The sequence below is a fragment of the Stenotrophomonas sp. 2694 genome, from assembly GCF_040548715.1.
GTDB lineage: Bacteria > Pseudomonadota > Gammaproteobacteria > Xanthomonadales > Xanthomonadaceae > Stenotrophomonas > Stenotrophomonas indicatrix.
In genome coordinates this window covers 591,570-616,330 of record NZ_JBEPSG010000001.1, presented here as the reverse complement: position 1 = coordinate 616,330, position 24,761 = coordinate 591,570, and the positions used below count along the sequence as shown (strand labels likewise).

At 66.0% G+C, this 24,761-nt stretch carries 16 protein-coding genes; 9 read left to right on the top strand and 7 right to left on the bottom strand.

The annotated features are described in order from the left end of the window. Positions 1-538: 538 nt before the first annotated feature. The 5 genes from ABIA73_RS02775 to ABIA73_RS02755 all read left to right on the top strand — a co-directional run bounded on the left by ABIA73_RS02775 (position 539) and on the right by ABIA73_RS02755 (position 9,069). Entirely contained in the window at positions 539-1,930 is a 1,392-nt protein-coding gene (locus tag ABIA73_RS02775; RefSeq protein ID WP_354275395.1) for an NAD-dependent succinate-semialdehyde dehydrogenase, read from the top strand. Between the two features lie 75 nt (positions 1,931-2,005). Next, a complete protein-coding gene (locus tag ABIA73_RS02770; RefSeq protein WP_025878943.1) occupies positions 2,006-3,646 on the top strand; it encodes an acetolactate synthase large subunit in 1,641 nt (546 codons plus the stop codon). Between the two features lie 394 nt (positions 3,647-4,040). Further along, entirely contained in the window at positions 4,041-5,552 is a 1,512-nt protein-coding gene (gene lysS, locus ABIA73_RS02765; protein ID WP_025878944.1) for a lysine--tRNA ligase, read from the top strand. 203 nt (positions 5,553-5,755) lie between these two features. Next, positions 5,756-6,901, top strand: a complete 1,146-nt coding sequence (gene rpfG, locus ABIA73_RS02760) for a cyclic di-GMP phosphodiesterase response regulator RpfG (RefSeq protein WP_025878945.1) — start codon at positions 5,756-5,758, stop codon at positions 6,899-6,901. Then, on the top strand, positions 6,898-9,069 hold the full coding sequence (locus ABIA73_RS02755; protein WP_032975476.1) for a response regulator: 2,172 nt from the start codon (positions 6,898-6,900) through the stop codon (positions 9,067-9,069). The genes rpfG and ABIA73_RS02755 overlap by 4 nt, the downstream gene beginning before the upstream one ends. A gap of 96 nt (positions 9,070-9,165) precedes the next feature. Here ABIA73_RS02755 and ABIA73_RS02750 read toward each other — a convergent pair whose 3' ends face one another. The 5 genes from ABIA73_RS02750 to betI all read right to left on the bottom strand — a co-directional run bounded on the left by ABIA73_RS02750 (position 9,166) and on the right by betI (position 16,027). Beyond that, positions 9,166-10,038 (bottom strand): crotonase/enoyl-CoA hydratase family protein, encoded by an 873-nt coding sequence (locus ABIA73_RS02750; protein ID WP_025878947.1) that lies wholly within the window; start codon positions 10,036-10,038, stop codon positions 9,166-9,168. A gap of 161 nt (positions 10,039-10,199) precedes the next feature. Next, positions 10,200-11,876, bottom strand: a complete 1,677-nt coding sequence (locus tag ABIA73_RS02745) for a long-chain fatty acid--CoA ligase (protein ID WP_025878948.1) — start codon at positions 11,874-11,876, stop codon at positions 10,200-10,202. A gap of 262 nt (positions 11,877-12,138) precedes the next feature. After that, positions 12,139-13,821 carry a choline dehydrogenase gene (gene betA, locus ABIA73_RS02740; protein ID WP_080148842.1) on the bottom strand — a complete coding sequence of 561 codons (1,683 nt, stop codon included), beginning with the start codon at positions 13,819-13,821 and terminating at the stop codon, positions 12,139-12,141. A gap of 101 nt (positions 13,822-13,922) precedes the next feature. Continuing rightward, on the bottom strand, positions 13,923-15,395 hold the full coding sequence (betB, locus tag ABIA73_RS02735; RefSeq protein ID WP_080148841.1) for a betaine-aldehyde dehydrogenase: 1,473 nt from the start codon (positions 15,393-15,395) through the stop codon (positions 13,923-13,925). Between the two features lie 41 nt (positions 15,396-15,436). Then, positions 15,437-16,027, bottom strand: coding sequence for a transcriptional regulator BetI (gene betI, locus ABIA73_RS02730; protein WP_354275394.1), 591 nt, complete (start codon positions 16,025-16,027; stop codon positions 15,437-15,439). Between the two features lie 170 nt (positions 16,028-16,197). On the opposite strand from betI, the gene ABIA73_RS02725 reads away from it, so the two are divergent. After that, positions 16,198-17,748 (top strand): BCCT family transporter, encoded by a 1,551-nt coding sequence (locus tag ABIA73_RS02725; RefSeq protein ID WP_025878952.1) that lies wholly within the window; start codon positions 16,198-16,200, stop codon positions 17,746-17,748. Between the two features lie 113 nt (positions 17,749-17,861). Here the strand turns inward: ABIA73_RS02725 and acnA are convergent, their stop codons facing one another. Both acnA and bamE read right to left on the bottom strand, forming a co-directional pair. Further along, positions 17,862-20,615 carry an aconitate hydratase AcnA gene (acnA, locus tag ABIA73_RS02720; protein ID WP_354275393.1) on the bottom strand — a complete coding sequence of 918 codons (2,754 nt, stop codon included), beginning with the start codon at positions 20,613-20,615 and terminating at the stop codon, positions 17,862-17,864. Positions 20,616-20,872: 257 nt separating this feature from the next. Then, positions 20,873-21,244: an outer membrane protein assembly factor BamE domain-containing protein gene (gene bamE, locus ABIA73_RS02715; RefSeq protein WP_025878954.1), complete on the bottom strand. Its 372-nt coding sequence runs from the start codon at positions 21,242-21,244 to the stop codon at positions 20,873-20,875. A 190-nt stretch (positions 21,245-21,434) separates the two neighbouring features. Here bamE and ABIA73_RS02710 point away from each other — a divergent pair, with 190 nt between their 5' ends. From ABIA73_RS02710 to acnB, 3 genes are read left to right on the top strand one after another with little or no spacing between them, the layout of a single operon-like run. Next, on the top strand, positions 21,435-21,659 hold the full coding sequence (locus ABIA73_RS02710) for an AbrB/MazE/SpoVT family DNA-binding domain-containing protein (RefSeq protein ID WP_025878955.1): 225 nt from the start codon (positions 21,435-21,437) through the stop codon (positions 21,657-21,659). 6 nt (positions 21,660-21,665) lie between these two features. Then, on the top strand, positions 21,666-22,067 hold the full coding sequence (locus tag ABIA73_RS02705) for a type II toxin-antitoxin system VapC family toxin (RefSeq protein ID WP_049466025.1): 402 nt from the start codon (positions 21,666-21,668) through the stop codon (positions 22,065-22,067). Between the two features lie 41 nt (positions 22,068-22,108). Then, positions 22,109-24,700: a bifunctional aconitate hydratase 2/2-methylisocitrate dehydratase gene (gene acnB / locus ABIA73_RS02700; protein WP_025878957.1), complete on the top strand. Its 2,592-nt coding sequence runs from the start codon at positions 22,109-22,111 to the stop codon at positions 24,698-24,700. Positions 24,701-24,761: the final 61 nt, after the last annotated feature.

Below are 24,761 nucleotides of genomic sequence, written 5' to 3'. Positions count from 1 at the left end.
GGGGGGGGGGTGGCGGGCGGCCCCGCGCCTCCCGTGGGGGGGGTCCGCGGCCGCCCCCCCCCCCCCCCCCCCCCCCCCCCCCCCCCCCCCCCCCCCCCCGCCTCTGACAGATTCCGATGGCTGTTGGTAGGTGTCGACCTTGGTCGACACGGTAGATCCATGCGATGCGTGGATGCTTTTCGGTTTCAATTCGAGATAGTCGATCTCGATGGAAATTCATCCACGCATGGCGTGGATCTACTGGAGGCGCCGGGTTGGGTCTGGAGAAGAGCCCCCTGAGTCAGGGGGCGGCCGCGAAGCGGCGGGGGTATGGGGGGGCTGGTAAGTGGGGCCCGCGGTTCGCGTAGCGAAGCGTGGGAGCGGCAGCGCGCATGCGATGGCGCGTACCCGGGCGCAGCCCTGCCGGGAAACCACCCCATTCAGGCAGGTAAGTACAGGTCACAGGATACGCAGACGCCTTGTTGCTGCCATCGATCGGGTCCACATTCGTTGTCAGGAAACGGGCAGCCGCCCGTTGTCGAGACAACAGGAGACCTGCATGTCCGCTTCCCCCGCAGCCCCCGCTGCCATTTCCCGCGATCCGGCGACCGGCCAGCAGATCGCCAGCCACCCCTTCGCCACCGACGCCGAACTGGAAGCCATCCTCGACCGCGGCCAGGCCGGTTTTGCAGCCTGGAGCGCGCAGTCACTGCAACAACGCGCCAGCGTGCTGCGTGCGATGGCCGCTGTGCTGCGTCGCGACCGCGAACCCCTCGCTGCGATGGCCACTGCCGAAATGGGCAAGGTCCACGCCGAGTCGCTGGCCGAGATCGAGAAGTGCGCGGTGCTGTGTGACTGGTACGCCGACAACGGTGCGGCGTTCCTGCGCGACGAGCCGACCGCGGTGGCCGACAACAAGGCCTATGTCTCCTACCTGCCGCTGGGCGTTGTGCTGGGCATCATGCCGTGGAATTTCCCGTACTGGCAGGTGATGCGCGCGGCCGTGCCGATCCTCATGGGCGGCAACGGCTTCCTGCTGAAGCCGGCCGAAAACATCGTCGGCACCGCCGGGCTGCTCGCCGCTGCGTGGCGCGACGCGGGCCTGCCCGACGGCACCTTCATCGCCGCCAACATCAGCCGCGAGGGAACCAGTGCCGCCATCGCCGATGACCGCATCGCTGCCGTGACCCTGACCGGCAGCGTCGCCGCGGGGCGCAGCATCGCCGCGCAGGCCGGGCAGGCGCTTAAGAAGGTGGTGCTGGAGCTGGGTGGCTCGGATCCATTCATCGTGTTGGCCGACGCCGACCTGGAGGCAGCGGTCGATGCCGCGGTGGCCTCGCGCTTCCAGAACACCGGGCAGGTGTGCATTGCCGGCAAGCGCATCATCGTCGAAGACGCCGTGTATGAGCGTTTCGTGGCGTTGTTCTGCGAGCGCGTGCAGGCGCTGACCGTGGGCGATGGCCGCGAGGCCGGCAACCGGATCGGACCGATGGCCCGGCAGGACCTGCTTGAACAGCTTGATGCACAGGTGCGTGCGTCGGTCGAGGCCGGTGCGCAGTTGCTCGTGGGCGGCAAGCAGCTCGATCGCCTCGGCAGTTTCTATGCACCCACCGTGCTGGCGGGCGTCGAGCCGGGCATGCAGGCCTTCGACACCGAGACCTTCGGGCCGGTGGCGTCGATCAGCCGCGCGCGCGACGCCGACCATGCGGTGGAACTGGCCAACCAGAGCGAGTTCGGCCTGAGCGGCAATCTGTGGACCGGCGACCACGCCCGCGCGATGCAGCTGGCGCGCCGGCTGCAGACTGGTGGCGTGTTCGTCAACGGTTTCTCTGCCTCCGATCCACGCGTGCCGATCGGCGGAGTGAAGAAGAGCGGCTTCGGCCGCGAGCTGTCGCACTTCGGCATCCGCGAGTTCGTCAACGCGCAGACGGTGTGGTTCGACCGCCGTTGACGCCGGCCATCCACCGTTCCTGTCAGCATCCCTGCAACGTTCCATCATCACGCACTGCGAGAAGGACGTCATTCCATGTCCAAGGGTTCCGATCTGCTCGTCGCCGCACTCGAAAACGAGGGAGTCGAGCGCATTTTTGGCATTCCCGGTGAAGAGAACCTCGATGTCGTCGAGTCGCTTCGCCACTCCAGCATCGAGCTGGTCATCACCCGCCACGAACAGGCTGCCGTGTTCATGGCCGCCACCTACGGCCGCCTGACCGGCAAGCCCGGCGTGTGCCTGGCCACGCTCGGCCCGGGTGCACTGAACTTCACCACCGGTGCCGCCTACGCACTGCTCGGCGCGTGGCCGGTGATCATGATCACCGGGCAGAAGGGCATCGTGGCCAGCAAGCAGGCGCGCTTCCAGATCGTGGATATCGTCAGCACGATGAAGCCACTGACCAAGTCGGCGCGGCAGATCGTTTCGGCGCGCACCATCCCCACCATCGTCCGCGAGGCCTTCCGCACGGCGTTGGAGGAGCGCCCCGGGCCGGTGCTGCTGGAACTGCCCGAGGACATCGCGGCGATGGAGGTCGAGGACGTTGCACTGATCCCGCCACACCCGGTGGATCGGCCGATCGCCAGTCCCGAGGCGCTGGACCGTGCGGCGCAGATCATCCGCGAGGCCAAGCGTCCGCTGCTGGTGATCGCGTCGGCGGCGTCGCGACCGCAGTCCAGCGAAGCGCTGTCGGCCTTCGTGCTGCGGGCCGGCATCCCGTTCGTCACCACGCAGATGGGCAAGGGCGCGGTGGCCGGTGGCTCGGGCCTGTACATGGGCACGGCGGCACTGAGCGAGCGCGACTACGTGCACATGGCCATCGATCAGGCCGACGTGATCGTGACCATTGGCCACGAGGTGACGGAGAAGCCGCCCTTCGTGATGCGCCCGGGTGGCCGCACGGTCATCCACATCGGCTACTCGCAGGCCGCGGTGGAGCAGGTGTACTTCCCGCAGGTGGAGGTGATCGGCGATATCGGCCGCTCGCTGACCCTGCTGGCCGACCGTATCGAGGGCAGGGTGGACAACGCCGCTGCACTGCTGCCGCTGCGCGCGACGATCCTGGAGCACATCGCCGACCGCGCCGAAGAGGCCGGTTTCACGCCGCAGCGGCTGGTGCATGACGTGCGCCAGGTGATGCCGCCGGACGGCATCGTGGCGCTGGACAATGGCATGTACAAGATCTGGTTCGCGCGCAACTACCGTACCCAGGTGGCCAATACGCTGCTGCTGGACAACGCATTGGCAACGATGGGCGCGGGGCTGCCGTCGGCGATCATGGCCTCGATCCTGTACCCGCAGCGCCGCGTGCTGGCGGTGTGTGGCGATGGCGGTTTCATGATGAACAGCCAGGAGCTGGAGACCGCGCGGCGGCTGGGCCTGAACCTGGTAGTGCTGATCCTCAACGACGGCGCCTACGGGATGATCCGCTGGAAGCAGGCGGTGGATGGTTTCGCCGACTACGGCATGACCTTCGGCAATCCGGATTTCGTCAAATACGCCGAGGCCTATGGCTGCCAGGGGCACGAGGTGACGGCGATCGAGCAGTTCATTCCGACCCTGGAAGCGGCCTTCACCGCGGGCGGCGTGCATCTGGTGTCGGTGCCGGTGGACTATTCGGAGAACCAGCGGGTGCTGGTGGATGAGCTGCGGCAGGCATTCCCGGGAAACGGGTAGGTGTCGCCCCCCGGAGCCCCGTAGGCGTCGCCGCCCGAGCCCGGTAGGTGTCGACCCCGAGCCCGGTAGGTGTCGACCTTGGTCGACACAGCAGATCCAGACCATGCGTGGATGCCTCCCCATGCCCGGCGCGGTAGAGCGCCAACCAAGGTTGGCGGCTACCAGGGCGGTGGATCGAGGTTGACCGGCTGCGGCAGGGGTTCCTGGGAGCCCGGTAGGTGTCGACCTTGGTCGACACGGTGGGCGCCAACCAAGGTTGGCGGCTACCGGAGCAGGGGCGGCCCGAGGCCGGGTAGGGCGCGTCCGGAGGCCGGGGCGGGACGCTTTTGGTATGCTGGGCAACCGGCTGCGCCGGGCGCAACACTCCCCCTCACTACACGATTCCCGCAGATCCATGAGCGAAGCTACCGATACCCCCCCCGTCGACGAAAACAAGTTGATCGCCGAGCGCCGTGAGAAACTCAAAGCGCTGCGCGGGCAGGGGATCGCGTATCCGAACGACTTCCGTCGCGAGGACTTCGCCGGCAGCCTGCAGGAAGAATTCGCCGATGCGGAGCAGTGGACCGCCGAAACCCTGGAAGGCAACGGCCGCCAGGTGAAGATGGCCGGTCGCCTGATGGCCAAGCGGGTCATGGGCAAGGCCAGCTTCGCCCAGATCCAGGACGAATCGGGCCGCATCCAGCTGTTCCTGCAGGGCAGCGTGCTGGGTGATGCCTACACTGCCTTCAAGGGCTGGGACGTGGGCGACATCATCGCTGTCGAAGGTGGCCTGACCCGCACCAAGACCGGCGAGCTGTCGGTCAAGGCCGAATCGATCCGCCTGCTGACCAAGTCGCTGCGCCCGCTGCCGGACAAGTGGCATGGCCTGGCCGACGTCGAGCAGCGTTACCGCCAGCGTTACGTCGACCTGATCGTGACGCCGGAGTCGCGCGCGGTCTTCATCAAGCGCTCGAAGATCATCCGTGCGATGCGTGCATGGCTGGACAACCGCGACTTCCTCGAAGTCGAAACGCCGATGATGCATTACATCCCCGGCGGCGCGGCGGCCAAGCCGTTCACCACCCACCACAACGCGCTGGACCTTGACCTGTACCTGCGCGTTGCGCCGGAGCTGTACCTCAAGCGCCTGACCGTCGGTGGCCTGGAACGCGTCTACGAAATCAACCGCAACTTCCGCAACGAAGGCGTCAGCACCCGCCACAACCCGGAATTCACCATGATGGAACTGTACGAGGCCTATGCCACGTACAACGAGATCATGGACCTGACCGAAGGCGTGATCCGTGACGTGGCACAGTCGGTGAACGGCACCACCGTGGTCGAGTGGGACGGCGCCAACATCGACCTGGGCCCGGCGTTCCGCCGCTGGCGCATGGACGAGGCGGTGCGCCACCACAACCCGGAAATCTCCGCGGCCGACTGCACCGACCGTGACGCGCTGCTGCGCCATTGCGAGCGCCTGAAGATCCGCGTCAAGCCGTCCTACGGCTGGGGCAAGCTGCTGCTGGAGATCTTCGAAGCCACCGTCGAGCACACCCTGATCCAGCCGACCTTCATCACCGATCACCCGGTGGAGGTCTCGCCGCTGGCCCGCGCCAACGACAACGATCCGGGCTATACCGACCGCTTCGAACTGTTCGTCAACGGCAAGGAGCTGGCCAACGGCTTCTCCGAGCTGAACGACCCGGAAGACCAGGCCCAGCGCTTCCAGGCGCAGGTGGCGGCGAAGGAAGGCGGCGATGACGAGGCCATGCACTACGACGCCGACTACATCCGTGCGCTGGAGTACGGAATGGCGCCGACCGGCGGCCTTGGCATCGGCGTCGATCGCCTGGTGATGCTGCTGACCGGCAGCAGCTCGATCCGCGACGTGCTGCTGTTCCCGTACATGCGTCCGGAGCAGTAACCGGCGTTTTCGGCGTCCGTTTGTGCGCGTCGTCTCGGTTTGAGACGGCGCCATTGACGCATCCCGCACTCGGCGTATCGTTATTGCACAACCTTGACACCGGCTATGGCTTCATGGGGTCAGGGGAGGCCGCGATGTGGAGAATCCGCTTCACATTGTGACGACGATCATGAATCGGGGAGCTTGTGACGGGAGTCGAGCCGATGCAGGGTGCCAGCGTGCACAGCGGCGGGGTATCCTCGCCCGCTGACCTTTCAGCATGGTCGAGAAAGCAGGCAGAGAACGCCTTGAACATCGTCATCGTCGATGACCAGACTTCCGCACGGACGATGCTCCGTCACGTCATCGAGGACATCGCGCCGGAACTGAGCGTGCATGACTTCGGCGATCCGTTGACGGCGTTGGCATGGTGCGAATCGTACCCGGTCGACCTGCTGCTTCTCGATTACCGCATGCCGGAGATGGACGGGCTGGAATTCGCCCGCCGCTTCCGCCGGCTGCCCAAACATCGCGATATTCCGGTGATCCTGATCACCGTGGTGGGTGATGAGCCGATCCGCCAGGCAGCACTGGAAGCCGGCGTGATTGATTTCCTGGTCAAGCCGATCCGCCCGCGCGAACTGCGCGCACGCTGCTACAACCTGTTGCAGCTGCGCCAGCAGACCGAGAACGTGAAGCAGCGTGCGCTGTCGCTGGAGCAGCGGCTGCTGGCCAGCATGCACGAGGTGGAGGAGCGCGAGCGCGAGACGCTTTCGCGGCTGGCGCGTGCGATCGAGTTCCGTGATGCCGGCACCAGTGCCTACCTTGAGCGCATGGCGCGTGTGGCTGGCCTGATCGCCGAACAGCTGGGCCTGCCGGAAGACGACGTCAAGTTGATCGAGATGGCCGCGCCGCTGCACGACATGGGCAAGATCGCCATTCCCGATGCGGTGCTGCTCAAGCAGGGCAAGCTCAATGATGAGGAGCTGGCGATCATGCGACGGCATCCACGCATTGGCCATGAACTGCTCAGCGGCAGCCAGAACCGCTTCATCCAGGTCGGTGCATTGATCGCGCTGCGTCACCATGAGCGCTACGACGGCAGTGGTTATCCCGATGGCCTGGTCGGCGATGCGATTCCGCTGGAGGCACGCATCGTCGCTGTGGCCGACGTGTTCGATGCGCTGATCTCGCCGCGCCCCTACAAGGAAGCGTGGACGATGGAAGCCACCATGGCCTACCTGTATGCCCAGCGCGGGCGCCTGTTCGATCCGCGTTGCGTGGACGCGTTGCTGCGCGGCCGTGAGCAGCTGGAACAGATCTGCGCCGAGCACTCCACCGCCTCTGCACGGCCGGGACTGGGCGCGTGAAACGCCTGCTGTCGCGATTGCGGTTGCGCCTGTCCCAGCGGCAGGACAGCGAGCACGGGCAGCAGATCGTCCGCATCGTCCTGATCAGCCTGATCCTGGCTTACGTGCTGCTGCCTTCGGCGCGGCACGATCTGCCGCACACCCAGTATGTCGGTGTGCTGGCGATCGTGTTGACCGGGCTGAGTCTGTCGCTGCTGTTGTTCGGCTGGCTGCTGTGGCGGCCGCAGCGTTCCGATCCGCGCCGCGTACTGGGCATGCTGGCCGACTACGGCCTGATAGCCGCCGGCATGATCCAGATGGGCGAGCCGCTGTCGTGGGTCTACATCGTGGTGATGTGGGTGACGGTGGGCAACGGCATGCGCTTCGGCAACCACTACCTGTATGTGGCCGTGGCGATGGCGATGGTCAGCTTCGGCAGTACCGCGCTGTCGACCCCCTATTGGCAACAGAACGCACGCCTGGCCATCGGCCTGTGGCTTGGCCTGGCGGCGGTTCCCCTGTATTTTTCCACGCTGCTGCGGCAGTTGACCGAAGCGATGGCCGAGGCGCGGCGCGCCAGCGAAGCCAAGAGTCGATTCCTGGCCAACATGAGCCACGAGTTTCGTACCCCACTCAATGGATTGAATGGCATGACAGAAGTGTTGGCGACCACGCGCCTGGATGACGAGCAGCGTGAGTGCGTGAGTACCATCCAGGCGTCATCGCGCAGCCTGCTGGCGCTGGTCGAGGAAGTGCTGGACATCTCGGCGATCGAGGCCGGCAAGCTGCGCGTGGTCGCCGAGGATTTCGTTCTTTCCGAAGTGATGCAGGCGATCGGCCTGATCCTGTTGCCGCAGGCCAAGGCCAAGCGCCTGGACTACCGGGTGAAGGTGGCCGAGACCGTGCCGCCGACCCTGCGCGGCGACGTCGGGCATCTGCGGCAGATCCTGCTCAACCTGGCCGGCAACGCGGTCAAGTTCACCGATCACGGCCGGGTCGAGATCCGCGTCAGCGTTGTCCACGCCGACACCCAGGGTGGGGTGCGGCTGCGCTTCGACATTCTCGACACCGGTATCGGCGTTGCACCGGCGATGCGTCCGCGTCTGTTCGAGGCCTTCGAGCAGGCCGACGTCAGCATGGCCCGCCGCCATGAGGGTACCGGCCTGGGCACGACCATCGCCAAGGGGCTGGTGGAAGCCATGGACGGCGAGATCGGTTACCTGGACAACCCGCCGCAGGGCAGCCACTTCTGGGTGGAACTGCCGTTCGCGCCGCCGCAGCCGGTGGTCCCGGGAGCGGTACCGACCCTCGCGGCTGGCGACGAAACCGGTGCCGGCGGCAACGTCATCGCCTTCGCCGATCCGTTCCTGCGCCATCGCGCGCGCGTGCGCAGCATGCAGATCCTGGTCGCCGACGACCACGAGGCCAACCGCATGGTGCTGCAGCGGCTGCTGCAGAAGGCCGGGCACAAGGTGCTGTGCGTCGATGGTGGCGAGGCGGTGCTCGACGCACTGGCTGAAAGCGAGTTCGATGCGGCCATCGTCGACCTGCACATGCCGGGCATGAGTGGCCTGGACATGCTGAAGGAGCTGCGGGTGATGCAGGCCGGCGGCGGCCCGCGCACGCCGGTGCTGGTGCTCAGCGCCGACGTCACTCCCGAAGCCATCCAGCGCTGTACCCAGGCCGGTGCACATGCGTTCCTGGCCAAGCCCGTGGTGGCCGTGCGACTGCTGGACACCCTGGCCGAGATTGCCAACAACGCTCAGCTCAAGGCCAGTGCGCCGCCGATCGTGCGCACCGTCACCAACCTCGATGGCGTGCTCGATACCGGCGTGCTTGATGAGCTGGCGTCGCTGGGAATGGGCGAGGGTTTCGAGCGCGAGTTCATCCGCCAGTGCCTGGACGATGCCGAGTCGTGCCTGCGCAAGGCCGAAGGTGATGGTGAAGCGGCACGCTGGGGTGCTTTCCGCGAGCAGTCGCATGCGATCAAGGGCGTGGCCAGCAATCTGGGCCTGGTGCGCGCGTCCAACCGCGCCGGTGAGTTGATGCGGATGGCCGACTGGCAGCTCAAGGCCGAATGGCGGCAGCGTCTTGCGGTGCTGCAGGGGGCCATCAAGGAAGGCCGGCAGGCGCTGGATGCGCGCGCCGAACGCAAGGCACGCGGCGTGGCCGACGACGGCGAGCGGTAGAGCCGGGCTTGCGCGGCGGGTTGTCGATGACTGCGCGCCGCATAAAAAAAGCCCGGTGGCCAGCCGGGCTTGAACCCTGCGGGGGAGGGGAACGTATCAGGCCACATCCAGATTGGCGCGTCGGGTCTGCGCTTTGATCAAACGGTCCATGGTGCGCAGCGAACGATCGCCCAGGGCCAGTGCCGAATCGACCCAGACCTTGGTGATTTCCAGCAGTTCGTCATAGCTGACCGCCTGTGCCAGGTTGCGCGCGGCGTTCATTGCCAGGTACGACTGCGGCAGGCGCTGCTGCTGGCGGATCATCTCTTCGACCGCGCCGCGGCCTTCACCTTTCCTGACCAGCACGTCGACCACGCCCATCGCGTGCATCTCTTCGGCGCTGTAGATACGGCCATCGAGGATGATCTTCTCGGCCAGCTGCGGCGCCACCCGGCGGCACAGGAACGAGTAGGCACCCATGCCCGGGAACAGGCCGAACAGCACTTCGGGCAGGCCCATGCCGCAACCTTCCTCGGCCACGATGGTGTGGCAGGCCAGGGCCATTTCCAGGCCACCGCCCAGCGCATCGCCCTGGATCAGGGCGATCGAGCGGACGTCGCCGCCGAAGCCGGTGTGCAGGTGGTGAACGCCCTCCACGCAGCGTTGGGCGTAAGTCAGCAGCAGGTCGCGGTTGCCTTCGCGGATCAGGCGGGTGAACAGGTCCAGGTCGCCGCCCAGGTTGTAGGCGGCGGCGTCGGAGGCCAGCACGAAATGGCGCAGCTGGCCGCTGTGGCGCTGCGCCGGCCCGCGGGTGATGGCGCTCATGTAGCTCCACATCTCGTCCAGCATGTCCTTGCGGCAGCAGGGACGCACGCCGGTGGAGGCATCGGCGTGCATGAACAGCCAGTGTGCGGCGCCGTCGGCGCTGTCCTGGGTGCGGATGGTGGCATAGGGCGAGCCGCTGCTGGGCAGCTTTTCGATGGTACTCATGGAAGGGTCCTCGGCGGTGCGGCCCGCAGATCAAGGTGGTGGCCGGCGGGCCGAACGGTCCACTCACGCGGCGATGCTACACCGGCCCCGGGCCCGCGCATGCGAAAAGGCCCGGGTCGTTGCCGACCCGGGCCTGAGCGCGTTCAACTTTCCCGAAACCCTTACGGGGCGGGCGTATCGCGGAGTTCGCGACGCAGGATCTTGCCGACGTTGGTCTTCGGCAGCTCTTTTCGGAATTCAACGATTCTGGGGTGCTTGTAGCCGGTCAGGTTGGCCCGGGCGTGCTCCTTGACCATCTCGGCGGTCAGGTTCGGGTCCTTCTTGACGATGACCACCTTGACCACCTCGCCGGACTTCTCGTCCGGTACGCCGACCGCGGCCACTTCCAGCACGCCCGGCATCATCGCGATCACGTCCTCGACTTCATTGGGGTACACGTTGAAGCCGGACACCAGGATCATGTCCTTCTTGCGGTCGACGATGTAGAAGAAGCCGTGCTCGTCCATCTTCGCCATGTCGCCGGTGTGCAGCCAGTCGTCGGCGTCGATGGCCTTGGCGGTTTCCTCCGGGCGCTGCCAGTAGCCCTTCATCACCTGCGGGCCGCGGATGCACAGCTCGCCCACTTCACCCAGCGCCAGGATGTTGCCGTTGTCGTCCTTGATGCAGGCATCGGTGGAGGGGATCGGCAGGCCGATCGAGCCGTTGTATTCGGCCAGGGTAAGCGGGTTGATGCAGGCCGCCGGCGAGGTCTCGGTCAGGCCGTAGGCCTCGACCAGGGTGACGCCGGTGGTCTTCTTCCAGCGCTCGGCGACCGCACGCTGCACGGCCATGCCGCCGCCCAGGGTCACCTTCAGCGAGGAGAAATCGACGGTGTCGAAGCCGGGGGTGTTGAGCAGGCCGTTGAACAGCGTGTTGACGCCGGTGATCGCGGTGAAGCGCACCGACTTGAGCTCCTTGACGAAGCCCTTCATGTCACGCGGGTTGGTGATCAGGTGGTTGCAGCCACCGAACTTCATGAAGACCAGGCCGTTCGCCGTCAACGCGAAGATGTGGTACAGCGGCAGGGCGGTGATGATCCATTCCTTGCCCATCTCGATGCCCGACGCGCTGATCCAGGCCGAGGCCTGCTGCATGTTGGCGATCAGGTTGCGGTTGGTCAGCATCGCGCCCTTGGCCACACCGGTGGTGCCGCCGGTGTACTGCAGGAACGCCACGTCGTCATGGTCGATCTCGACCTTCGGCAGGGTGTGGCGGCTGCCCAGCTTGAGCGCCTGCTTGAAGCGGATCGCGCCCTTCAGATGGTAGTTGGGCACCATCTTCTTGATGTACTTGAGCACGAAGTTGACGATCGTGCCCTTGGCGCCGAGCAGGTCGCCCAGGCCGGTGGTGATGACCTGCTTGACCTGGGTATCGGCGATGACCTGTTCGACGGTATCGCCGAAGTTGTCCACCACCACCAGCGCGGTCACGCCGGCGTCGACCAGCTGATGCTTCAGCTCGCGCGCGGTGTACAGCGGGTTGACGTTGACCACGGTCAGGCCGGCACGCAGCACGCCGAAGGTGGCGATCGGGTATTGCAGGCAGTTGGGCATCATCAGGGCGACGCGGTCGCCCTTCTTGAGCTTCAGCTCGCCCAGCAGGTAAGCGGCGAACTGTTCGACCAGGGCGTCGGTCTCACCGTAGGTGAGGGTCTTGCCGAAACTGGAGTAGGCCGGTCGGTCGCGGTACTTCGCGACGGAGGCGTCGAAGACCGAAACTACCGAATGGAACTCGTTGACGTCGATTTCGGCGGGAACGCCTTTCGGATAGCTCTGCAGCCAGGGACGATCCAGACTCATATTCCCCCTCCAGGAATCGTAATGATGGGTGCGGCGCGGACAGTATCCGCCAGAACCGCTCTCCGCAGCATACCGTCCCGTAGGGAAAACGCGAAGAGGGTGGACACTGCGCGGCCGTATGCGCCAAAAGCCGCCGGGCATGGCCCGGCGCTACCGAAGGCAAAGCTCGCCTCGTAGTGCCGGGCCATGCCCGTCGACCGAAGGCAAAGCCCGCCTGGTAGCGCCGGGCCATGCCCGGCGGATGATTCCGATGGCCGGAGACTCAGCTCTTGTTGCGCACCGGCGCGCCGTTGGCCTTGTAGTACGCAGCCGTGCTGCGCGGCAGCGGCGCGCGGCCACGGATCACATCGGCCAGCTTCTCGGCGATCATGATGGTCGGTGCGTTGAGGTTGCCGGTGACCACCTGCGGCATGATCGAGGCATCGACGATGCGCAGGGCTTCCAGACCGTGCACGCGGCCCTGGCCGTCGACCACCGCCATCGGATCATCGGCGTGGCCCATCTTGTTCGAGCACGACGGGTGGTAGGCGGTCTCCGCATGCTCGCGCACGAACGCATCGATCTGCGCGTCGGTCTGCAGCGCGCTGCCCGGCGAGATCTCGCGGCCGCTGTACGGTGCCAACGCCGGCTGCGCGAAGATCTCGCGGGTGATCCGGATTGCCGAGCGGAACTCGCGCCAGTCCTGGTCGTGCGACATGTAGTTGAACAGGATGCTGGGATCTTCGCGCGGATCCTTCGAGCGCACGTGGATGCGGCCGCGGCTGGGCGAGCGCATCGAGCCGACATGCATCTGGAAGCTGTGCGCCTTGATCGGGTTGGAGCCGTTGTAGTTGATCGCCACCGGCAGGAAGTGATACTGCAGGTTGGGCCAGTCGAACTCGGCATCGCTGCGGATGAAGCCGCCAGCTTCGAACTGGTTGCTGGCGCCGATGCCCGTGCCCAGGAACAGCCATTCGGCGCCGATCGCCGGCTGGTTGTACAGCTTCAGTGCCGGGGCCAGCGAGACCGGCTTCTTGCACTCGTACTGCAGGTACATCTCAAGATGGTCCTGCAGGTTGGCGCCGACGCCGGGCAGGTGGTGCACCAGGTCGATGTCCAGGCTGCGCAGCAGGTCGGCCGGGCCGACGCCGGAGCGCTGCAGGATCTGCGGCGAGGCGATGGCACCACCACACAGCAGCACTTCGCGGCGTGCGGTGGCGCGCTGCGGCTGGTCGTTGTGCAGCCACTGCACGCCCACTGCGCGCTTGCCCGAGAACAGGATGCGGTCGGTCAGCGCGTGGGTGACGATGGTCAGGTTCGGGCGCGGCTTGGCCAGATCCAGGTAGCCACGGGCCGTGCTGGAACGACGGCCCTTCGGCGTGACCGTGCGGTCCATCGGACCGAAGCCTTCCTGCTGGTAGCCGTTGAGGTCGTCGGTGCGCGGGTAACCGGCCTGCACGCCGGCCTCGACCATCGCCGCGAACAGTTCGTTGTTGCCGGCCTTGGGCGTGGTGACGCGCAGCGGGCCGTCGCCGCCGTGGTAGTCGTTCGGGCCGATGTCACGGGTTTCGGCCTTGCGGAAGTACGGCAGGCAGTCCAGGTAGGTCCAGTCTTCCAGGCCCGGCATGCCGGCCCAGTTGTCGTAGTCCATCGCGTTGCCGCGGATGTAGCACATGCCGTTGATCAGCGACGAACCGCCCAGGCCCTTGCCACGACCGCAATCCATCCGGCGGTTGTTCATGAAGGGCTCGGGATCGGTCTTGTACGCCCAGTTGTAGCGGCGGCCCTGCAGCGGGAAGGCCAGTGCGGCGGGCATCTGGGTACGGAAATCGAGCCGGTAGTCCGGGCCACCGGCTTCCAGCAGAAGCACGCTGACATCGGCATCTTCGGTGAGGCGGGTGGCCAGCACGTTGCCGGCCGAACCGGCGCCGATGATGATGTAGTCGTACTCGTTATGGGTGCTCATGGTTGCTCTCCTGCAGGCCGGTCGCGCTGCATGCAGGCGTCCCGGCGGAATGTCGGATCGGCGCGGTGGCCGGACGATGGGCGGTGCTCAGGGCGCGCCGGTCAGAACACGCTGGCGTAGTCGCCCAGCTCGACCTGCACCGACTTGATGCGGGTGTAGTGGCCGAGGGTGGAGATACCGTTCTCGCGGCCAACGCCGGACTGCTTGTAGCCGCCGACCGGCATTTCCGCCGGCGACTCGCCCCAGGTGTTGATCCAGCAGATGCCGGCTTCCAGGCGATGGATGATGCGATGTGCGCGGCTGATGTCCTTGCTGACCACGCCTGCGGCCAGGCCGAAGGTGGTGTCGTTGGCGCGACGGATCACTTCGTCTTCGTCGTCGTAGGCAAGGATGCTCATCACCGGCCCGAAGATCTCTTCGCGGACAATCGTCATGTCGTCGCGGCAGTCGGAGAACACGGTCGGCAGCACGTAGGCGCCGTCGGCCAGGGCACCGTCTGTGGCACGACCGCCGCCGGTCAGCAGGCGCGCGCCTTCGCTCTTGCCGCTTTCGATGAAGCGCAACACGTTTTCCATGTGCGGGAAGCTGGTCAGCGGGCCGAAGTTGGTCTCTTCAGCCATCGGGTCGCCGATGCGGATGCGCTTGACGCGCTCCACCACGGCAGCTTCGAACGCGGCCAGCATGCTGCGCGGCACGAACACGCGGGTACCGTTGGTGCAGACCTGGCCGGAGCTGAAGAAGTTGGCCATCACCGCGATGTCGGCGGCACGGTCCAGATCAGCGTCGTCACAGATCACCAGCGGCGACTTGCCGCCCAGTTCCATCGTCACTTCCTTCAGCGACGACGACGCAGCGCTGGCCATGACCTTCTTGCCGGTGGCCACGCCGCCGGTGAAGGAGATCTTCTCGATCACCGGGTGCTCGGTCAGCCAGTTGCCGATCTCGCGGCCCGGGCCCTGCACGACGTTGAACACGCCGTCCGGCACGCCGGCTTCGGAGTAGATCTCGGCCAACTTGATCGCGGTCAGCGGGGTCACTTCGGACGGCTTGAACACCATTGCATTGCCGGCGGCCAGGGCCGGGGCCGACTTCCACATGGCGATCTGGATCGGGTAGTTCCAGGCGCCGATGCCGGCGACCACGCCCAGCGGCTCGCGGCGGGTATAGAAGAAGCTCGATTCGCGCAGCGGCAGCTGGATGCCTTCGATGGCGGTGGCCAGGCCGGCGTAGTACTCCAGCACGTCGGCACCGGTGACGATGTCTACCGTGGTGGTTTCGGCCAGCGCCTTGCCGGTATCCAGGGTTTCCAAGTGGGCCAGCTCGTCGTTGCGCTCGCGCAGGATCTCGACGGCACGGCGCAGGATGCGCGAGCGCTCCATGGCGGTCATCGCTGCCCACACCTTCTGGCCTTCGCTGGCGCTTTCAACGGCGCGTTCGACATCGGCCTGGCTGGCGATCTGCACGTCGGCCAGCACCTGGCCATTGGCAGGGTTGACGGTCTGGAAGGTCTTGCCGCTGGTGGCGTCGACGCGGCGGCCGTGGATGTAGAGCTGTTGCACGGGCAGGGTGGTCATCGGCTTGCTCCTGGAAGGGATGGGGCGGGGTCGTGGCGCGCTCAGGGCGCGTTGGCCTGCAATTGGAAATCGATGTAGCCGTAGGCGATGCGGCGCGCCTTGTCGGCGTTGAAGTCACCACCGACAAGGCTGCCGCGCAGCCACAGGCCGTCGATCATCGCGGCCAGCCCGCGTGCGGACAGGCGTGCCTGTGCATGCGGCAACTGGCGGTTGAACTGATGGCAGAGGTTGGAGAACAGTCGCTGGTCGTTGGCGCGCTGCAGCCGCGCAAGTTCCGGCTGATGCATGCTGGCGGCCCAGAAGGTCAGCCATACGCGCATGGCGGTTCCGTTGGTCTGGCTGTCGTCGAAGTTGCCATCGACGATGGCGCGAAGCTGTGAACGAGCGTCGCCGGCGGCGGCGTCGCGATAGTGGGCAACGGCTGCCTTCAGTTCGCGCAGGATCTGCCGCATCGCCGCATTGAGCAGGCCGTCCTTGTCGCCGAAGTAGTGGGCGACGATGCCGCTGGACAGGCCGGCCTTCCTTGCGATGGTGGCGACGGTGGCATCGGCCATGCCGATCTCGTCGATGGTCTGGAAAGTGGCCCGGATCAGCTGCTCGCGGCGGACCGGTTCCACGCCTTTCTTCGGCATTGTCTCTCCACGGATTGCGACCCGGAATGCCGGGCTGGTGAAGATCATACTTTTTATTGATTGAACGTTCAATCAATAAACCCTACGATGCCGGTCGCGCCCCCACGCCATGGGCCCGGTTTCCGGTCCGGCCCCGCCCATGTGCCCCCTTGGACTGATGAGACGACCCCATGTCTTCCTTGGCTCATCCCAAGCGCTCGCCCCTGCGCTTGAACCGTTTCGTGTTCTTCAGTTCGTCGGTCTCCATCGGCATCCTCGGTGCGTTGACCGTGTTCTTCCCGGAGGCCAGCGAGCACTGGCTGCAATGGGCACAGGCCGAGGTCTCGGCGGCGTTCGGCTGGTGGTACATGCTGCTGATCGTGGCCTGCCTGGGCTTCGTGCTGTGGCTGGCGTTCTCGCCGTATGGGCGTATCCGCCTGGGCCATAACGAGGAATCGCCGGCGTTCGGCTACGTGGCCTGGGTGTCGATGCTGTTCTCGGCCGGCATCGGCATCGCGCTGCTGTACTACGGCGCCTACGAGCCGCTCGATCATTTCCTCAACCCGCCCGGGCAGCCCGGCGGCACCGTCGCCGCGGGCCGCGAAGCGATGGTGCTGACCTTCCTGCACTGGGGCCTGCATGGCTGGGCGCTGTACGCGCTGGTCGGCGTGGCGCTGGGCTACTTCGCCTACCGCCGCAACCTGCCGCTGGCCCTGCGTTCGGCGCTGTACCCGATCTTCGGCGAGCGCATCCATGGCCGCATCGGCGACATGGTCGATGGTTTCGGCATCCTCGCGACGCTGATCTCGATGGTCACCAACCTCGGCATCGGTGCACTGGTGGTGCAGTCCGGCCTGGTCTACCTGTTCCACATCCCGGATACGCCGCAGGTGCTGGTGGCCATCGTGCTGGTGATGATGGTCGTAGCCACCATCGGCGTGGTTGCCGGCGTGGAGAAGGGCATCGCCTGGTTGTCCAACCTCAACGTGCGCCTGCTGTGCCTGCTGCTGCTGTTCGTGCTGGTGACCGGGCCAACCCTGCACCTGTTCGATGGCCTGGTACAGAACACCGGCGACTACCTGGGCGCGTTCGTGCGCAAGAGCTTCGACATGTACCTCAACGACCCGAAGGGGCGTGAGTGGATGGGCTCGTGGACGTTGTTCTACTGGGCGTGGTGGATTGCCTGGGCGCCGTTCGTGGGCCTGTTCGTGGCGCGCATCTCGCGCGGCCGCACCATCCGCGAAGTGATCATGGGCGTGCTGCTGATCCCGTTGGGTTTCACGCTGGCCTGGCTGTCGATCTTCGGCAACACCGCCATCGACCTGGTGCTGAACCATGGCCAGGCGGTGCTGGGCCAGGTGGCTCAGCACGATGCGGCGATGACCCTGTTCAAGCTGCTGGAATACTTGCCTGCAGCGCCGTACATCGCTGGTGCGGCAGTGGTCATTGGTTTCGTGTTGTTCCTGACCCCGGTAGATTCGGGCACGCTGATGATCGCCAACCTGTGCACCCGGCGTGTCGATGATGGCGTGGAGGATGGGCATGACGCGCCGATCTGGCTGCGCGTGTTCTGGGCGGCGGGCATCACCGTGGCCAGTGTCGGCCTGTTGCTGGCCGGCAACTTCAGCGCGATGCAGACGGCGGTGGTGCTGTGCGGCCTGCCGTTCTCGTTCATCCTGGCGTTCTACATGTGGGGCCTGCTGAAGGCGCTGCGTACCGACCCGGACGCGCCGCGACGGTAGGTGGCGCCGGGCCGCCACGCCCGGCGAGCAGCAAAGAAAAGGGCCGGATCTGTGAGGATCCGGCCCTTTTCGTTTGTTTCCGCGATCCGCCGGGCATGGCCCGGCGCTACCCGTTACCTGGCAGCCAGCTGGCGCAGCACGTACTGCAGCAGGCCACCGTGGCGGAAGTACTCCACTTCCTTCGGGGTCAGCAGCATCACCGAGACTTCGAAGGTCTTCTTCGTGCCATCGGCCTTGGTCGCGGTGACCGTGGCGCGCTTGCTGGCGCCGTCCTGCAGGCCGGTGACATCGATCAATTCCGAGCCATCCAGGCCCAGCGACTGTGCGTTTTCGCCGTTGCGGAACTGCAGCGGCAGCACGCCCATGCCGACCAGGTTGGAGCGGTGGATGCGTTCGAAGCTTTCGGCGATGACCGCCTTCACCCCCAGCAGCAGGGTGCCCTTGGCGGCCCAGTCACGCGACGAGCCGGTGCCGTATTCCTTGCCGGCCAGCACCACCAGCGGCACCTTGTCGGCCTTGTACTTCATCGCCGCATCGTAGATCGCCAGCTTTTCCGGCTGGCCGCCGTTGGCCGGGTAGTACAGGGTGTTGCCGCCTTCTTCGCCACCGAACATCAGGTTCTTGATGCGGATGTTGGCGAAGGTGCCGCGGACCATCACGTCATCGTTGCCGCGGCGGCTGCCGTAGCTGTTGAAGTCGGCCGGCTGCACGCCGCGCTCCTGCAGGAAGCGACCTGCCGGCGAATCCTTCTTGATGTTGCCGGCCGGGGAGATGTGGTCGGTGGTGATCGAATCGCCGAACAGGCCCATCACCCGCGCGCCGTGCACATCATCGATGCTGCCGACCTGCATGGTCATGCCATCGAAGTAGGGCGGGTTCTTGATGTAGGTGGACGCATCGCTCCATTCGTACAGGTCACCGTCCGGCGAGGCGATGGTGTTCCAGCGGGTATCGCCCTTGAACACGTCGGCGTAGTTCTGCTTGAACATCTCCGGGCCGACGGTGGCGGCGATGACGTCGCCGATCTCCTTGTTGCTCGGCCAGATGTCGCGCAGGTACACCGGCTGACCATCGCTGCCGGTGCCCAGCGGCTCGGTGGTCAGGTCGATGTCGGTGGTGCCGGCGATGGCGTAGGCCACCACCAGCGGCGGGCTGGCCAGGTAGTTCATCTTCACTTCGGGGTGCACGCGGCCCTCGAAGTTGCGGTTGCCCGACAGCACCGAGGTCACCACCAGGTCGCCACTGGCGATGCCGGCACTGACTTCGGTCGGCAGCGGGCCGGAGTTGCCGATGCAGGTGGTGCAGCCATAGCCCACCACGTAGAAGCCGATCTTCTCCAGCTCGGTGAGAACGCCGGCCTTTTCAAGATAGTCGGTGACCACGCGCGAGCCTGGGCCGAGCGAGGTCTTGACCCACGGCTTGCGGTCCAGCCCCTTGGCGGCAGCGTTGCGGGCCAGCAGGCCGGCGCCGATCATCACCGCCGGGTTGGAGGTGTTGGTGCACGAGGTGATGGCGGCGATGACCACCGCACCATCCTTCAACCGCACCTTCCTGCCGTCCATCTCGATGTCAGCGTAGCCCTTGGCCAGCTGCTCGTTGCCCACTGCGGCGCCGCCGCCTTCATTGACGAAGGTGGAGACATCCTCGCTGCGCTTGTCGCGGTTGGCGGTCATGCCGACCAGCGCGTCGCGGTAGTTCTTCTGCACGTCTTCCAGCAGCACGCGGTCCTGCGGGCGTTTGGGGCCGGCCAGCGAGGGCTTCACCGTGCCCATGTCCAGTTCCAGCGTGGTGCTGTACTGCGCATGCGGGCTGTTGGCGTCGTGCCACAGGCCCTGCGCCTTGGCGTAGGCTTCGACCAGGGCGATCTGCTCTTCGCTGCGGCCGGACAGGCGCAGGTAGGTCAGCGATTCGTTGTCGATCGGGAAGATGCCGCAGGTGGCGCCGTATTCGGGGGCCATGTTGCCGATGGTCGCGCGGTCGGCCAGTGGCAGGTGCTGCAGGCCATCACCGTAGAACTCCACGAACTTGCCGACCACGCCGAGCTTGCGCAGCATCTGGGTGACGGTCAGCACCAGGTCGGTGGCGGTGGCGCCTTCGGGCAGCTTGCCGGTCAGCTTGAAGCCGACCACCTGCGGAATCAGCATCGACGAAGGCTGGCCGAGCATGGCCGCCTCGGCTTCGATGCCGCCCACGCCCCAGCCGAGCACGCCGATGCCGTTGATCATCGTGGTGTGGCTGTCGGTACCGAACACGGTATCCGGATACGCAACGGCCTTGCCGTCCTTGTCCGCGGTCATCACCACGCGGGCCAGGTTTTCCAGGTTCACCTGGTGGACGATGCCGGTGTTGGGCGGCACCACCTTGAAGTTGTCGAAGGCCTTCTGGCCCCAGCGCAGGAAGCCGTAGCGTTCCTGGTTGCGCTGGAATTCAATCTTGCCGTTGAGGTCCAGCGCGTCGGGCTTGCCGAACACATCCACCTGCACCGAGTGGTCGATGACCAGTTCGGAGGGAATCAGCGGATTGATCTGTTCGGGGCGGCCGCCGAGCTTGACCACCGCATCGCGCATCGCGGCCAGGTCGACCACGCAGGGCACGCCGGTGAAGTCCTGCAGGACCACGCGCGCGGGCATGAAGGCGATTTCGGTATCCGGTTCGGCGCTGGGCTGCCAGCGGGCGACGGCCTCGATGTGATCCTTGCCGACGGTGACGCCGCCATCCTCGTGCCGGAGCAGGTTCTCCAGCAGGATCTTCATCGAGTAGGGCAGGTGGGAGATGTCGAAGCGCTGGCCCAGCTTGGGCAGGCTGAAGTAGTCGTAGGTCTTGCCGCCGACGTCCAGCTGGCTGCGGGTGGAGAACGAATCGCTCATGCGGGATGACTCCTCTTGCGGATGGCTTGCAGTGGCCCGCATGGGCGGGCCTGCTTGCGTTTGCCGGTGGCACTCCGGCCCCGGATCGTGCCCAGTATCGGCGATCCAGCGCCCGGCAATGACCCGGCAGGCTTGGAACGCAAGGTTACAGCGGTGTGTGTAGCCTTCGTGTCAGCGTGTGCATCGTTTTTGCGCCGGCCCGCACGCAGACGGGGCGCTCATGGGCGCCCCGTCCAGGAATGCATCGGCTGCAGGACTTACTTGCCGTTGGCGGCATCGATCAGCGGATTGCCGGTCTTGCCGACAGCGTTGCTCTTGGACTTGGCCGTCAGCACGCCCTGCTTGTTGAACTCCAGTACGGTCGCTTCCTGGATGTTCTTGCCGAAGCTCTTGATCTTCACGAAGTCGTAGTACCAGACCTGGGTGTCGCCCAGCTGTTCGCGGCGGCCGGGGGCGCCGAATTTCTCACGGATGTTGTCCTGGGTGGTCTTGCCCACTTCCAGGGTGTCCATCTGCTGCTGGGTGATCTCGATGCCGGTGGTGTAGGCGCCGAACGGGTTGGCATGGGCGGAGGTCGTCGAAACGGCCAGCGGGGCTGCGAGGATCAGGGCAAGGGCGAGCGCGCGCATGAAACTTCCTTATTTATGGAGCGGATAGGTGCGGTTGGAACGCCGGGGCGTCCAGCCGGGGCGCAGCAGGGCTGCTGGGCGAGTCTAACCCCCGGCTGCGACTGACGCGGGATCAGGGTCACATATCGGGAGGTTTGTTCCGGATGCGACGGGTATGTATAATTCATACATACTTTTTGAGGCGTACCCCATGGAAGCCACCGTTGCTGAACGCGGACAGATCACCCTGCCCAAGGCAGTGCGCGATGCGCTGGGCCTGACCAAGGGCACCTTGCTGAAGGTGGAACTGGAAGGCAGCCGGATCATCCTGCGCAAGAGCGTGGACGATGCGATCTCCCGCGCCCGCGGAAAGTTCTCGCTGGACGGCTTCGAATCGGCCGACGCGGCCGTGCGCGACCTGCGCGACGAGGAGTAAGCGGTGATGATCGCCGTCGATTCACCGGTACTGGTCGAACTGCTCAGCAACGGCCCGCAGGCCGATGCGGTGGAAGCCTGCCTGCGGCAGAGCCTGGTCGGCGGCCGCGTGGTGGTCTGCGGCGCGACCCTGGCCGAGATCTGCGCCGCCCTGCGCGGCGGTGCCGAGGTGCTGGAAGCGCTGGAAGAAATGGGCGTGCACTTCAACGCGCTGGAAGCCAAGTCGGCACTGCGCGCGGGTGAGATGCATCGCCGCCATCGCCAGCGCGGCGGCAGCCAGCGCCGTGGCCTGGACGAATTCATGATCGGCGCGCACGCCCTGCTGCAGTGCGATGGCCTGATCACCTGGAACGACACGTTTTATCGCGACTACTTCAAGGGCCTGAAGCTGATCGTGCCGCAAGCCTGAGCCCACTTTTTATTCACCTCACGCATTACCCGGGAGTTGTCATGTTGGAAGCCTACCGCCACCACGTCGCCGAGCGCGCTGCGCTTGGCATCCCGCCCCTGCCGCTGACCGCGCAGCAGACGGCCGATGTCATCGAACTGCTGAAGAACCCGCCGCAGGGCGAGGCCGAGTTCCTGCTCGACCTGCTGACCCACCGCGTGCCGGCCGGCGTCGATGACGCTGCCAAGGTCAAGGCCTCGTACCTGGCCGCGATCGCACTGGGCAGCGAGCAGAACCCGCTGATCAGCCGCGAGCGCGCCACCGAACTGCTGGGCACCATGCTGGGCGGTTACAACGTCGCGCCGCTGGTGCAGCTGCTGGACGATGCCAGCGTTGGCGCCATCGCTGCCGACGCGCTGAAGAAGACCCTGCTGGTGTTCGATGCCTTCCACGACGTGCAGGAAAAGGCCAAGGCGGGCAACGCCAACGCCCAGGCCGTGATGCAGAGCTGGGCCGATGCCGAGTGGTTCACCAGCAACCCGGAAGTGCCGCAGAGCCTGACCGTCACCGTATTCAAGGTGCCGGGCGAAACCAACACCGACGACCTGTCGCCGGCACCGGACGCGACCACCCGCCCGGACATTCCGATGCACGCCCTGGCGATGCTGAAGAACAAGCGTGACGACGCCGCGTTCACCCCGGAAGAAGACGGCAAGCGCGGCCCGATCCAGCAGATCCTGTCGCTGAAGGACAAGGGCCATCTGGTCGCCTATGTCGGCGACGTGGTCGGCACCGGTTCCTCGCGCAAGTCGGCCACCAACAGCGTGCTGTGGTGGACCGGCGATGACATTCCGTACATCCCGAACAAGCGCGCCGGTGGCGTCTGCCTGGGTTCGAAGATCGCCCCGATCTTCTACAACACCATGGAAGATGCCGGCGCGCTGCCGATCGAGCTGGACGTGTCGAAGATGGAGCACGGCGATGTGGTCGAGCTGCGTCCGTACGATGGCAAGGCGCTGAAGAACGGCGAAGTGATCGCCGAGTTCCAGGTCAAGTCCGAAGTGCTGTTCGACGAAGTGCGCGCCGGTGGCCGCATTCCGCTGATCATCGGCCGTGGCCTGACCGGCAAGGCGCGTGAAGCGCTGGGCCTGGCCCCGACCGATCTGTTCCGCCTGCCGGTGCAGCCGGCCGACACCGGCAAGGGCTTCTCGCTGGCGCAGAAGATGGTTGGCCGTGCCTGTGGCCTGCCGGAAGGCCAGGGCATGCGCCCGGGCACCTACTGCGAACCGAAGATGACCTCGGTGGGCTCGCAGGACACCACCGGCCCGATGACCCGCGACGAGCTGAAGGACCTGGCCTGCCTGGGCTTCTCGGCCGACCTGGTGATGCAGTCGTTCTGCCACACCGCGGCCTACCCGAAGCCGGTGGACGTCAAGACCCACCACACCCTGCCGGAGTTCATCTCCACCCGCGGCGGCATCTCGCTGCGTCCGGGCGATGGCGTGATCCACAGCTGGCTCAACCGCATGCTGCTGCCGGACACCGTCGGCACCGGTGGCGACTCGCACACCCGCTTCCCGGTCGGCATTTCGTTCCCGGCCGGTTCGGGCCTGGTCGCCTTCGCCGCTGCCACCGGCGTGATGCCGCTGGACATGCCGGAGTCGGTGCTGGTGCGCTTCAAGGGCAAGATGCAGCCGGGCGTGACCCTGCGTGACCTGGTCAACGCAATCCCGCTGTACGCGATCAAGTCGGGCCTGCTGACCGTGGCCAAGGCTGGCAAGAAGAACATCTTCTCCGGCCGCATCCTGGAAATCGAAGGCCTGCCGGAACTGAAGGTCGAACAGGCTTTCGAACTGTCCGATGCCTCGGCCGAGCGTTCGGCGGCCGGCTGCTCGGTGCGCCTGAACAAGGAGCCGATCATCGAGTACCTGACCAGCAACATCACGCTGCTGAAGTGGATGATTGCCGAGGGTTACCAGGATCCGCGCTCGCTGCAGCGCCGTATCGAGAAGATGGAAGCGTGGCTGGCCAACCCGGAGCTGCTGGAGCCGGATGCCGACGCCGAGTACGCCGCCGTCATCGAGATCGACCTGGCCGACATCCACGAGCCGATCGTGGCCTGCCCGAACGACCCGGACGACGTGAAGACCCTGTCCGAAGTTGCTGGCGCCAAGATCGACGAAGTGTTCATCGGTTCGTGCATGACCAACATCGGTCACTTCCGCGCGGCTGCGAAGCTGCTGGAAGGCAAGCGTGACCTGCCGACCCGCCTGTGGGTGGCCCCGCCGACCAAGATGGATGCGTCCGAGCTGACCAAGGAAGGCGTGTACGGCACCTTCGGCGCGACCGGCGCACGCATGGAAATGCCGGGCTGCTCGCTGTGCATGGGCAACCAGGCGCAGATCCGCGAAGGCTCCACCGCGATGTCGACCTCGACCCGCAACTTCCCGAACCGCCTGGGCCGCAACACCAACGTGTACCTGGGTTCGGCGGAACTGGCGGCAATCTGCTCGCGTCTGGGCCGCATCCCGACCAAGGAAGAGTACATGGCCGATATCGGTGTGATCGCCGCCAGCGGCAGCGAGATCTACCGCTACATGAACTTCGACCAGATCGAGGAATACCAGGACGTGGCCAACACGGTCGCTGCCTGAGGGTAGGGCCGGCCGTTGGCCGGTAGCCCGTTGAAACGAAGAACCCCCGGTGAAAGCCGGG